At 40.3% G+C, this 12,790-nt stretch carries 8 protein-coding genes, 2 tRNA genes and 3 rRNA genes; all 13 read left to right on the top strand.

Annotation, left to right across the window (positions count from 1 at the left end; genetic code table 11):
• Positions 1–229 precede the first annotated feature (229 nt).
• The 13 genes from IGI43_RS07200 (at position 230) to fabK (ending at position 12,762) form a co-directional block, all read left to right on the top strand.
• Positions 230–1,790, top strand: a 16S ribosomal RNA gene (locus tag IGI43_RS07200).
• A gap of 83 nt (positions 1,791–1,873) precedes the next feature.
• A tRNA-Ala gene (locus IGI43_RS07195) sits at positions 1,874–1,946 on the top strand.
• Positions 1,947–2,134: 188 nt separating this feature from the next.
• Positions 2,135–5,046: ribosomal RNA gene (locus tag IGI43_RS07190) — 23S ribosomal RNA — on the top strand.
• Positions 5,047–5,141: 95 nt separating this feature from the next.
• Positions 5,142–5,257: ribosomal RNA gene (gene rrf / locus IGI43_RS07185) — 5S ribosomal RNA — on the top strand.
• Together the 16S, 23S and 5S rRNA genes with 2 tRNA genes alongside form the textbook arrangement of a ribosomal RNA operon.
• Positions 5,258–5,264: 7 nt before the next feature.
• Positions 5,265–5,338: transfer RNA gene (locus IGI43_RS07180), tRNA-Asn, on the top strand.
• A 287-nt stretch (positions 5,339–5,625) separates the two neighbouring features.
• Entirely contained in the window at positions 5,626–6,633 is a 1,008-nt protein-coding gene (locus tag IGI43_RS07175) for a glycosyltransferase family 4 protein (protein ID WP_438757135.1), read from the top strand.
• Positions 6,634–6,692: 59 nt separating this feature from the next.
• On the top strand, positions 6,693–7,916 hold the full coding sequence (locus tag IGI43_RS07170; RefSeq protein ID WP_438757134.1) for a glycosyltransferase family 4 protein: 1,224 nt from the start codon (positions 6,693–6,695) through the stop codon (positions 7,914–7,916).
• A 75-nt stretch (positions 7,917–7,991) separates the two neighbouring features.
• Positions 7,992–8,882: an NAD(P)-dependent oxidoreductase gene (locus tag IGI43_RS07165; RefSeq protein ID WP_438757133.1), complete on the top strand. Its 891-nt coding sequence runs from the start codon at positions 7,992–7,994 to the stop codon at positions 8,880–8,882.
• A 100-nt stretch (positions 8,883–8,982) separates the two neighbouring features.
• Positions 8,983–9,213, top strand: a complete 231-nt coding sequence (locus IGI43_RS07160) for a YkuJ family protein (RefSeq protein ID WP_010773374.1) — start codon at positions 8,983–8,985, stop codon at positions 9,211–9,213.
• Between the two features lie 713 nt (positions 9,214–9,926).
• A complete protein-coding gene (fabT, locus tag IGI43_RS07155) occupies positions 9,927–10,367 on the top strand; it encodes a fatty acid biosynthesis transcriptional regulator FabT (protein ID WP_438757132.1) in 441 nt (146 codons plus the stop codon).
• Positions 10,368–10,381: 14 nt separating this feature from the next.
• Positions 10,382–11,341 (top strand): beta-ketoacyl-ACP synthase III, encoded by a 960-nt coding sequence (locus IGI43_RS07150; protein WP_438757131.1) that lies wholly within the window; start codon positions 10,382–10,384, stop codon positions 11,339–11,341.
• 50 nt (positions 11,342–11,391) lie between these two features.
• Complete coding sequence (locus IGI43_RS07145) at positions 11,392–11,616, top strand: acyl carrier protein (RefSeq protein WP_010760445.1); 225 nt, start codon at positions 11,392–11,394, stop codon at positions 11,614–11,616.
• A gap of 186 nt (positions 11,617–11,802) precedes the next feature.
• Complete coding sequence (fabK, locus tag IGI43_RS07140; RefSeq protein ID WP_438757130.1) at positions 11,803–12,762, top strand: enoyl-[acyl-carrier-protein] reductase FabK; 960 nt, start codon at positions 11,803–11,805, stop codon at positions 12,760–12,762.
• Positions 12,763–12,790 lie beyond the last annotated feature (28 nt).

The following is a 12,790-nucleotide window of genomic DNA, read 5'->3' as shown; positions in this document are numbered from 1 at the left end:
AACTTTGAAACTTTTTAAAAAAAAGTGTTGACATCGAATCGGAGATTTGATATGATATAAAAGTTGCTGCGAGGTAACACAGTAGACCTTTGAAAACTGAACAAAGTAAGACGAACCAAATGTGTAGGTTGTTTTTACAACGGTAAAAACAAACAACAATTTTTAACAAAGCGAAGCAATATGCTAGCAACCAAATGAGCTTAACAATCTTCGGATTGTGTTCAACTTTTATTATGAGAGTTTGATCCTGGCTCAGGACGAACGCTGGCGGCGTGCCTAATACATGCAAGTCGAACGCTTCTTTTCTACCGAGTGCTTGCACTCATTTGAAAAGAAGAGTGGCGGACGGGTGAGTAACACGTGGGTAACCTACCCATCAGAGGGGGATAACACTTGGAAACAGGTGCTAATACCGCATAATAGTCGACACCGCATGGTGCTGACTTGAAAGACGCTTTCGGGTGTCACTGATGGATGGACCCGCGGTGCATTAGCTAGTTGGTGAGGTAACGGCTCACCAAGGCCATGATGCATAGCCGACCTGAGAGGGTGATCGGCCACACTGGGACTGAGACACGGCCCAGACTCCTACGGGAGGCAGCAGTAGGGAATCTTCGGCAATGGACGAAAGTCTGACCGAGCAACGCCGCGTGAGTGAAGAAGGTTTTCGGATCGTAAAACTCTGTTGTTAGAGAAGAACAAGTAGGAGAGTAACTGCTCTTACCTTGACGGTATCTAACCAGAAAGCCACGGCTAACTACGTGCCAGCAGCCGCGGTAATACGTAGGTGGCAAGCGTTGTCCGGATTTATTGGGCGTAAAGCGAGCGCAGGCGGTTTCTTAAGTCTGATGTGAAAGCCCCCGGCTCAACCGGGGAGGGTCATTGGAAACTGGGAGACTTGAGTGCAGAAGAGGAGAGTGGAATTCCATGTGTAGCGGTGAAATGCGTAGATATATGGAGGAACACCAGTGGCGAAGGCGACTCTCTGGTCTGTAACTGACGCTGAGGCTCGAAAGCGTGGGGAGCAAACAGGATTAGATACCCTGGTAGTCCACGCCGTAAACGATGAGTGCTAAGTGTTGGAGGGTTTCCGCCCTTCAGTGCTGCAGCTAACGCATTAAGCACTCCGCCTGGGGAGTACGACCGCAAGGTTGAAACTCAAAGGAATTGACGGGGGCCCGCACAAGCGGTGGAGCATGTGGTTTAATTCGAAGCAACGCGAAGAACCTTACCAGGTCTTGACATCCTTTGACCACTCTAGAGATAGAGCTTTCCCTTCGGGGACAAAGTGACAGGTGGTGCATGGTTGTCGTCAGCTCGTGTCGTGAGATGTTGGGTTAAGTCCCGCAACGAGCGCAACCCTTATTGTTAGTTGCCATCATTCAGTTGGGCACTCTAGCGAGACTGCCGGTGACAAACCGGAGGAAGGTGGGGATGACGTCAAATCATCATGCCCCTTATGACCTGGGCTACACACGTGCTACAATGGGAAGTACAACGAGTCGCTAGGCCGCGAGGTCATGCAAATCTCTTAAAGCTTCTCTCAGTTCGGATTGTAGGCTGCAACTCGCCTACATGAAGCCGGAATCGCTAGTAATCGCGGATCAGCACGCCGCGGTGAATACGTTCCCGGGCCTTGTACACACCGCCCGTCACACCACGAAAGTTTGTAACACCCGAAGTCGGTGAGGTAACCCTTGTGGAGCCAGCCGCCTAAGGTGGGATAGATGATTGGGGTGAAGTCGTAACAAGGTAGCCGTATCGGAAGGTGCGGCTGGATCACCTCCTTTCTAAGGAATATTACGGAAACTTACACATTCGTCGACACTTTGTTCAGTTTTGAGAGGTTTACTCTTAAATTAATATGTACCACGGGGCCTTAGCTCAGATGGGAGAGCGCCTGCTTTGCACGCAGGAGGTCAGCGGTTCGATCCCGCTAGGCTCCATTAGTAACCATTGGTTACTAAGTTATTGTTCATTGAAAACTGGATATTGAAGTATAAAAGTAATCAAAACAAACCGAGAACACCGCGTTGAATGAGTTTTTTAATTAAAATAGTTCGAAGCTTATTTTATTGGTCACGCCTCTATCGCTAGAGAAACGAACCAAACAAAACCGATCGTAAGATCGTAAGGTTAAGTGAATAAGGGCGCACGGTGGATGCCTTGGCATTAGGAGCCGATGAAGGACGGGACTAACACCGATATGCTTTGGGGAGCTGTAAGTGAGCTATGATCCAGAGATTTCCGAATGGGGAAACCCAGCATCTTTTATAGGATGTTACTATTCAGTGAATACATAGCTGGATAGAGGTAGACGCAGAGAACTGAAACATCTAAGTACCTGCAGGAAGAGAAAGAAAATTCGATTCCCTGAGTAGCGGCGAGCGAAACGGGAAAAGCCCAAACCAACAAGCTTGCTTGTTGGGGTTGTAGGACTCCGATGTGGTAGTCTGTCAAGATAGTCGAAGAACTTGGAAAGGTTCGCCAAAGTGGGTAATAGCCCCGTAGACGAAATGTTGGCAACACCTAGGAGGATCCTGAGTACGGCGGAACACGAGAAATTCCGTCGGAATCCGCGGGGACCATCCCGCAAGGCTAAATACTCCCTAATGACCGATAGTGAACCAGTACCGTGAGGGAAAGGTGAAAAGCACCCCGGAAGGGGAGTGAAATAGATCCTGAAACCGTGTGCCTACAACAAGTCAAAGCCCGTTAATGGGTGATGGCGTGCCTTTTGTAGAATGAACCGGCGAGTTACGATTGCATGCGAGGTTAAGGTGAAGAGCCGGAGCCGCAGCGAAAGCGAGTCTGAATAGGGCGAATGAGTATGTAGTCGTAGACCCGAAACCATGTGATCTACCCATGGCCAGGTTGAAGGTGTGGTAAAACGCACTGGAGGACCGAACCCACGTACGTTGAAAAGTGCGGGGATGAGCTGTGGGTAGCGGAGAAATTCCAAACGAACTTGGAGATAGCTGGTTCTCTCCGAAATAGCTTTAGGGCTAGCGTCGAAGTTAAGAATGATGGAGGTAGAGCACTGTTTGGACTAGGGGCCCATCTCGGGTTACCGAATTCAGATAAACTCCGAATGCCATTCATTCATATTCGGCAGTCAGACTGCGAGTGATAAGATCCGTAGTCGAAAGGGAAACAGCCCAGACCACCAGCTAAGGTCCCAAAATATATGTTAAGTGGAAAAGGATGTGGGGTTGCACAGACAACTAGGATGTTGGCTCAGAAGCAGCCACCATTTAAAGAGTGCGTAATAGCTCACTAGTCGAGTGACCCTGCGCCGAAAATGTACCGGGGCTAAACATATTACCGAAGCTGTGGATCACACCTCTGGTGTGATGGTAGGAGAGCGTTCTAAGGGCGTTGAAGGTCGATCGTGAGGACGGCTGGAGCGCTTAGAAGTGAGAATGCCGGTATGAGTAGCGAAAGACGGGTGAGAATCCCGTCCACCGTATGACTAAGGTTTCCTGGGGAAGGCTCGTCCGCCCAGGGTTAGTCGGGACCTAAGCCGAGGCCGATAGGCGTAGGCGATGGACAACAGGTTGATATTCCTGTACCAGTTGTTTTTGTTTGAGCAATGGAGGGACGCAGGAGGCTAAGGAATGCATGCGACTGGAAGTGCATGTCCAAGCAGTAAGTCTTGAGTAGAGTCAAATGCTTTACTCTGTACGGACAAGCTGTGATGGGGAGGGAAATAATAGTACCGAAGTTCCTGATGTCACACTGTCAAGAAAAGCTTCTAGTGAGAAAACAACTGCCCGTACCGTAAACCGACACAGGTAGTCGAGGAGAGTATCCTAAGGTGAGCGAGCGAACTCTCGTTAAGGAACTCGGCAAAATGACCCCGTAACTTCGGGAGAAGGGGTGCTGACTTCGGTCAGCCGCAGTGAATAGGCCCAAGCGACTGTTTATCAAAAACACAGGTCTCTGCAAAATCGAAAGATGAAGTATAGGGGCTGACGCCTGCCCGGTGCTGGAAGGTTAAGAGGATGGGTTAGCTTCGGCGAAGCTCAGAATTGAAGCCCCAGTAAACGGCGGCCGTAACTATAACGGTCCTAAGGTAGCGAAATTCCTTGTCGGGTAAGTTCCGACCCGCACGAAAGGCGTAACGATTTGGGCACTGTCTCAACGAGAGACTCGGTGAAATTTTAGTACCTGTGAAGATGCAGGTTACCCGCGACAGGACGGAAAGACCCCATGGAGCTTTACTGTAGCTTGATATTGAGTGTTTGTACCACATGTACAGGATAGGTAGGAGCCGATGAATCCGGAACGCTAGTTTCGGTGGAGGCGCTGGTGGGATACTACCCTTGTGTTATGAACCCTCTAACCCGCACCACTTATCGTGGTGGGAGACAGTGTCAGGTGGGCAGTTTGACTGGGGCGGTCGCCTCCTAAAGAGTAACGGAGGCGCCCAAAGGTTCCCTCAGAATGGTTGGAAATCATTCGCAGAGTGTAAAGGCAGAAGGGAGCTTGACTGCGAGACTTACAAGTCGAGCAGGGACGAAAGTCGGGCTTAGTGATCCGGTGGTTCCGCATGGAAGGGCCATCGCTCAACGGATAAAAGCTACCCTGGGGATAACAGGCTTATCTCCCCCAAGAGTCCACATCGACGGGGAGGTTTGGCACCTCGATGTCGGCTCGTCGCATCCTGGGGCTGTAGTCGGTCCCAAGGGTTGGGCTGTTCGCCCATTAAAGCGGCACGCGAGCTGGGTTCAGAACGTCGTGAGACAGTTCGGTCCCTATCCGTCGCGGGCGTTGGAAATTTGAGAGGAGCTGTCCTTAGTACGAGAGGACCGGGATGGACTTACCGCTGGTGTACCAGTTGTTCTGCCAAGGGCATTGCTGGGTAGCTATGTAGGGAAGGGATAAACGCTGAAAGCATCTAAGTGTGAAGCCCACCTCAAGATGAGATTTCCCATTTCTTTAAGAAAGTAAGACCCCTGAGAGATGATCAGGTAGATAGGTTGGAAGTGGAAGTGCAGTGATGTACGGAGCGGACCAATACTAATCGGTCGAGGACTTAACCAAAGAAACGAAATAAAAAAGTATATCGGATAGTTTGATTACAACTTCAATCCAGTTTTGAGTGAATAATCACTCAATTGAATAGCAACAACACCCAGTGTGGTGGCGATAGCGAGAAGGATACACCTGTTCCCATGCCGAACACAGAAGTTAAGCTTCTTAGCGCCGATTGTAGTGAAGGGTTTCCCTTTGTGAGAGTAGGACGTCGCCACGCTGATTATTCCGGCATAGCTCAGTTGGTAGTAGCGCATGACTGTTAATCATGATGTCGTAGGTTCGAGTCCTACTGCCGGAGTTAAAAAACGAAAACTTATTCAGTTTTCGTTTTTTTTTACTTTTATAGTAAAATAAATTTTATTATTTGATAGAATGAGTAAAAGATGAAATAATGATAGTAAGAAGTAAAATTGATTATCTCCATCTAACAGTTTTGTCATGTGAAGAATCTATTTTATCGGAAAACACCTGTATGAAGCTATTCTTTGATATAATAAATGTAAGTGTTATTGAACTAGGACTTTAGTTTGAGTAATGAATATTTAATTTATGTTATAATAATTTAAAGAAGTTAGGAGGGGCAGTGTGAAGGTTTTTTTATATTTTGAAGGCGAAAAAATATTAGCGAAGTCTGGAATAGGGCGAGCATTAGACCATCAGAAACGAGCGCTCTCTGAAGTTGGAATAGAGTATACACTAGATGCTGATTGTACTGATTATGACATTTTACATATTAATACTTATGGAATTAACAGCCATAGTATGGTAAATAAGGCAAAAAAATTGGGTAAAAAAGTTATTTATCATGCACATTCGACTGAAGAAGATTTTAGAAATTCATTCATTGGGTCAAACCAACTATCTCCTTTAGTTAAAAAATACTTAGTCAGTTTATATTCTAAGGCAGATTATTTAATTACACCTACACCTTATTCTAAAGAATTATTAGAAGGCTATGGAATAACTGTCCCCATTGCTTCAATTTCAAATGGTATTGACTTGAATCGGTTTGAGCGTTCTGAAGAAAAAGAAGAAAAATTTAGAAAGTATTTTAAAATAGAAGAAAACCAAAAAGTTATTATTTGTGTAGGCTTGTATTTTGAAAGAAAAGGAATCGTTGATTTTGTTGAAATAGCTAGAAAATTTCCTGAATACCGTTTTATCTGGTTTGGGCACACTCCAATGTATTCTATTCCAAGAGCGATTAGATCAATAGTTAAAGAAGAACATCCTAAAAATGTTGAGTTTCCTGGCTATATTAAAGGTGACATCATTGAAGGCGCATATTCAGCAGCAGATCTCTTTTTCTTTCCTTCTTATGAGGAAACAGAAGGAATTGTTATTTTAGAGGCATTAGCTAGTGAACAACAAGTTTTAGTAAGGGATATTCCTGTATATAATGGTTGGCTTGAAAATCGCGTAAATTGTTATAAAGGGAAAACAAATGAAGATTTTGCCTATTTAATAGACGCACTTGTTGAGAGAAAAATAGAAAATACATGCCAAGCGGGTTATACTGTAGCAAAAGAAAAGAGTATTGAACGGATTGGACATGAACTAAAAAAAGTGTATAAGAAAGTTCTAGATAGCTAATTTTTAAAGAAAACTGAGTAAATAAAGTTGAAAAATTAGAATTAATGGAGGGGAACAAAGTGAAATTTGGTTTCTTTACAGATACATATTTTCCCCAAGTTAGTGGGGTTGCAACATCTATTAAGACACTTAAGGATGAATTGGAACAAAAAGGACATGAAGTTTATATTTTTACAACTACTGATCCAAATGCAAAAGAGTTTGAAGAAGATGTTATTCGAATGCCCAGTGTTCCGTTTGTGTCATTTAAGGATCGAAGAATTGTTGTACGGGGTATGTGGTATGCTTACCTGATTGCTAAAGAATTAGAGTTAGATTTGATTCATACACATACAGAGTTTGGTGCAGGTTTATTAGGTAAAATGGTAGGGAAAAAACTTAAAGTACCTGTTATTCATACCTATCACACTATGTATGAGGATTATTTACATTATATCGCAAAGGGAAAAGTTGTCCGTCCAACACATGTGAAGTATTTTTCTCGTTTCTTTGCGAACCATACAACAGGTGTGGTTTGTCCGAGTGAAAGAGTGATTGATAAATTAAAAGATTACGGCGTAAAATCTACGATGAGAATCATCCCCACTGGAATCGACATTAAAAAATTTGAAAGACCTGATATTACGGAAGAAATGAAAAGTGCACTTCGTGAAGAATTAGGGTTGACGGATGATAATATCATGTTGCTATCGTTGAGCCGTATTTCTTATGAAAAAAATATTCAAGCAATCGTAAGGGGTTTACCTGCTATTTTTGAACGTTTTCCGAATGCTCGTTTCGTCGTTGTCGGGGATGGTCCTTATGTTGAGAAGCTTCGTTGTTTAGGTCAAGAATTAGAGATCGGTGATAAGATTCAATTTGTTGGGGAAGTACCAAATGATCAGGTAGCCATTTATTATAAGGCTGCAGATTACTTTGTCAGTGCTTCAACTTCAGAAACACAGGGATTGACGTATACTGAGGCTATGGCGTCAGGTGTTCCTTGTGTGGTTGAGGGAAATGCTTATTTGAATAACTTATTTGATCATGAAAGCTTAGGACGGACGTTTAAAACGGATGCCGATTTTGCGCCAACCTTTATTGAGTATGTTGAATCGGGTATCAAAGCTAATGACGTTGTTCTAAAAGAAAAGCTTTATGAAATATCAGCAACGCATTTTGGTAACGTAATGCTTGAATTTTATGAGGACATGATTAAATATTACGAGCAACTTACTTTAGAAAAAGAGGCTGCAGCTTCTATTGAACGAATCAAAGTCAAATTTACGTCGTTAAGAAAATAAATGTTAAAACTTCTAGTCTTGGTTTATACTAAGACTAGAAGTTTTTTTATTACAAACAATAGGGGGATTATGAGTATGACAGAAATTGGATTCATCGGAACAGGAGTCATGGGTGCTGCAATTGTCAGAAATATGATGAAACAAGGATTGAAAGTAAATGTTTATAATCGAACTAAAAGTAAAACAGATGATTTAGTGAATGAAGGAGCGACTTGGCAAAATACTCCTGCAGCAATCACTGCAAGTAGTGATATTATTTTTACAATGGTAGGTTTCCCAAAAGATGTTGAGACAATCTATTTCGATAAAAATGGTATTTTTTCACAAGATATTAAAGATAAGATACTTGTTGATTTAACGACAAGTACACCAACATTGGCTAAAAAAATAGCTATAAAGGCGAATGAATTAGGCGGAGTTGCATTAGATGCGCCTGTATCAGGAGGTGATCTGGGTGCTAAAAATGGTACATTGACAATCATGGTGGGTGGAGATCAATCGGCTTATGATAAAGTGTTGCCTATATTTAAAACATTCGGTAAAACTTTTACGTTACATGGTACTTCTGGTAAAGGGCAACATACAAAAATGGCAAATCAAATTATGATTGCAGGAACCATGACGGGTATGACTGAGATGATGGTTTACGCAAATAAAGCTGGATTGAATTTAGAAAAAGTCATCGAAACGTTATCCGGTGGAAGTGCTGCTAACTGGTCATTAAGCAACTATAGTGTAAGAATTTTAAAAGAAAACTACTCTCCAGGTTTTTTTGTTAAACATTTTATAAAAGATTTAAAGATCGCCTTAGATGAAGCTGAGAAAATGGACCTTGAGCTGCCGTCAACGAAATTAGCTACAGAATTGTATGAAAAGCTTGCTAATAAAGGATTTGAGAACGATGGAACCCAAGCATTAATCAAACTTTGGTGGGCGGATGGAAAGAAGCCTGTGGTCAAAGATTAAAGAACAGCAAAAAAATTAAAAAAAATGACGAAAAGTCATGCAAGAAAGTCAATGTTTTGATACAATGATACAGAACTAGTTTTTAAAGGGAGGCCCATTTATGAAACATTCACAACTTGTGGCGATTATCAAGCGACTTGAAGCGATGACTGAAGCAACAGACAATGAAATTCAAGTACGTCGTTTTGAACGCGAAGGTGCAGAAAAATGCATCGTAAACTATGATAAATCAACTGAAACATTTGAATTGACAGAGACTGATTCTCAACAAAGTTATCAATTTGATAATATTGATATTGTTGCGATGGAAATTTATGATTTAATTCAATAATTAGTAAATTTCAGTGAGTAGGTAACAAAATCAATGATAATAATCAAAAATTCTGTGGCGTACAATTTTGTACGCCACAGGATTTTTTTATTTGTGTAGTTGACAATAAATCAAAATTTATTTTAATCTTTCTATTTTTTGTGCATTAGCATCAACAAAAATTAATAGATGTTTTAATTTTTAGTGATTTTATGTAATCATAAAGTGAAGTAAGACCTATGAAAACTCTCTTGTGTGTTGGTTTTCTATTAATAAAAATGCTAAGATTTTCTTTAAGCCTCTTTTTCAAATTTTATTTGTTATTTGGAATAATAAGTACTGTGATTTTATTGTTCCTTATATAACTAAATTTAATAAGTTGATAGATAATCAAATTTCTGATATGATTTCAGCCTAGAACTTTTGCAGTAGGATAATTCTTTACTAGTATTTTCAAAGATGTGATCGTGTTAATTTTATTAAGAATAAAAAAGTTTGATTTCCAAAACAAATTTAGTATGAATGAATTTTGTAATAACGACCATTTAATGATTTAAAATGAATAAAAACAATTAAATTGAAATTATCTTTTCAATACTTAATAGCTGATTTTTTGCATTTTTTGATTAAGAAAAATTAAAAATCGAATATTTTACTTGCAATCCTTTTTTATTTACGATATAGTTTGAACATCAAATGATTTGATAATCAAACTATATGGATGGTGCACACAAATGGAACCTAATTTAGAAACAGTCAACGATTATCTTGTCAGTGTCTTTAACGATATTTTGACTATTGAAGAATCTGAATTGAAGAAATCGCAATTCAATGACTTATCCATTACTGAAATGCACACGATCGAAGCAATTGGAATGTATAAGAAAAAAACATCTTCAGAAGTTGCAAAAGAATTGTCGATCACTGTTGGAACATTGACCGTAGCGATTAATAATCTTGTAAAAAAAGATTATGTTGAACGTATACGAAGTGAAGATGATCGTCGAGTAGTCAAGTTAGGTTTGACCAAAAAAGGAAAGTTACTTTTTCGTGTTCATCAGCACTTCCATAAAGAAATGGTCAAGAAAATTTTGAATGGGATGGACAAAGTAGAAGAACAAGCTTTATTAAAAGCATTGAAAAATCTTCATGATTTCCTAAAGGAATATAAGTAAAAGTGAGGACTAAAATGAACCAATATGCAAAAATAACTTGTACCAGCCGCTATGTTCCTGAAAATTCAGTATCTAACGATCAACTTTCAACGATGATGGATACTTCTGATGAGTGGATTTCTAGTCGAACAGGCATACATTCAAGAAATATTGTCACGAATGAAAATACTTCAAATTTATGTATTAAAGTAGCTGAAAAATTATTAGAAAAATCTGGGAAAAAAGCAGAAGATTTAGATTTTATTCTTGTTGCAACAATGACACCAGATTATGGTACGCCTTCAGTTGCTTGTCTTGTTCAAGGGAGCATTTCAGCTTCTCAGGCTTTTGCTTTTGATATCAGCGCTGCTTGTACTGGTTTTGTCTATGCATTAAGCATGGGCGAGAAACTGATTCGTACAGGGAAAAAATTAGGTATGGTCATCGGTGGTGAAACATTATCTAAAGTTCTTGATTGGGACGATCGCAGTTCGGCTGTATTATTTGGTGATGGAGCAGCGGGTGTATTATTGGAGACAAGTAATGAAGAACATTTTCTAAACGAAAAACTACAAGCTGATGGTCAAAGAGCAAAATCATTAACTTCTGGTTATTTGGAAAATAAGAGTCCCTTTTATACTGGGGTATCTGAAAGTTCTGGTTATCTGCAAATGGTAGGTAGAGATATTTATGATTTTTCATTGAATGATGTAACAAACAACCTTCGTGAAATTATGGAAGAAGATGTGGATTATTTACTATTACATCAAGCAAATAAACGCATTATCGAAAAAATATCGAAAAAACTCAAAGTTCCAAGAGAAAAATTTCTCACAAATATGGAACATAACGGTAACACCTCGGCTGCAAGCATTCCGTTATTACTGGATGAATCAGTGGAAAAAGGAGTACTTCAACTAGGCTCCAAACAAAAAATTGTGTTGACAGGTTACGGCGGCGGTTTAACGTGGGGTTCTATCCTCTTGACGCTGTAAAACTGTGACTATATAAACTAAAAAAAGAAAATTATTGGAGGAATATACACATGGTATTCGAAAAAATTCAAGCAATTATTGTAGAAGAATTAGGTAAAGAACCTGAGGAAGTAAAATTAACAACAAACATTCAAGAAGAATTAGATGCGGATAGCTTAGACCTATTCCAAATTATCAATGAAATCGAAGATGCTTTCGATATAAAAATTGAATCTGAAGATGGTATCACTACTGTTCAAGATTTAGTAACATACGTAGAAAAACAAAAAGCATAATAATCAAAGCGATTAGGTCAATTAAAAAAGTTGGATGAGCCAGGCTCTGCGCGATTCTCAACAATTGCTGAAGAGCCTGGCTTTTTCACACCGCTCGTTGGAATTAGAATAGCTGGTACTGAACTTATAGAGTTTTGTTCCAGCTCTTTTTTGATTAATTATTCTATAGTTTGAAGGATGTAAATTATGCAGTCAAAGATATGTGAACTGATTGGAATTAAATACCCTATTTTTCAAGGCGGTATGGCTTGGATTGCAGATGCTTCCTTAGCTGGGGCAGTTTCTAAAGCAGGAGGCCTAGGGATCATCGCAGGTGGTAATGCCCCAAAAGAAGTTGTTCAAGCTGAGATCAAAAAGATCAAAGAAATCACTGATAAACCATTTGGTGTAAATATCATGCTGCTTTCGCCATTTGCACAAGATATCGTGGATTTAGTTTGTGAAGAAAGTGTACCTGTCGTTACAACTGGTGCAGGAAATCCAAGCAAATATATGGCTCGTTTTAAAGAACATAATATTAAAGTAATTCCAGTGATTCCTTCTGTTGCATTAGGTAATCGTATGGAGAAAATTGGCGCAGATGCCGTAATTGTTGAAGGAATGGAAGCTGGGGGACATATTGGTAAACTAACAACAATGAGTATTGTACCTCAAGTTGTAGATGCACTAACGATTCCGGTGATCGCTGCCGGAGGTATTGGTGATGGTCGTGGAATGGCAGCGGCGTTAATGTTGGGTGCAGATGCTGTTCAAGTCGGCACACGTTTTCTGGTAGCAAAAGAATGTACAGTACATGAAAATTATAAAATCAGAATCATCAAAGCACGAGATGTGGATACGACAGTTACCTGTCAACATTTTGGTCATCCGGTGCGGGCAATCAAAAATAAGTTGACCAATGAATATGATCGACTAGAAAAAATCGAATTGAAAAAAACTGAACCAAATCTTGTACAATTTGATGAGTTAGGACAAGGGGCTTTACGCAAGGCAGTTATTGATGGTGATGTAGATCATGGATCGATTATGGCTGGACAAATTGCAGGACTTATAAAAAAAGAAGAAACAGCAAAAGAAATTATTGAATCTTATATCAGTGAAACAAAAGAAGTTATATCGGCTGAATATCGCCGATGGTTAAAATAGAAAATCTAGTTGTAATAACTTATCAATA

It is taken from the genome of Enterococcus sp. AZ126 (assembly GCF_051714545.1).
In the GTDB taxonomy this organism is placed as follows: Bacteria; Bacillota; Bacilli; order Lactobacillales; family Enterococcaceae; genus Enterococcus_L.
Note: the sequence above shows the minus strand (reverse complement) of the source record. Positions and strands in the feature narration are given on the sequence as shown.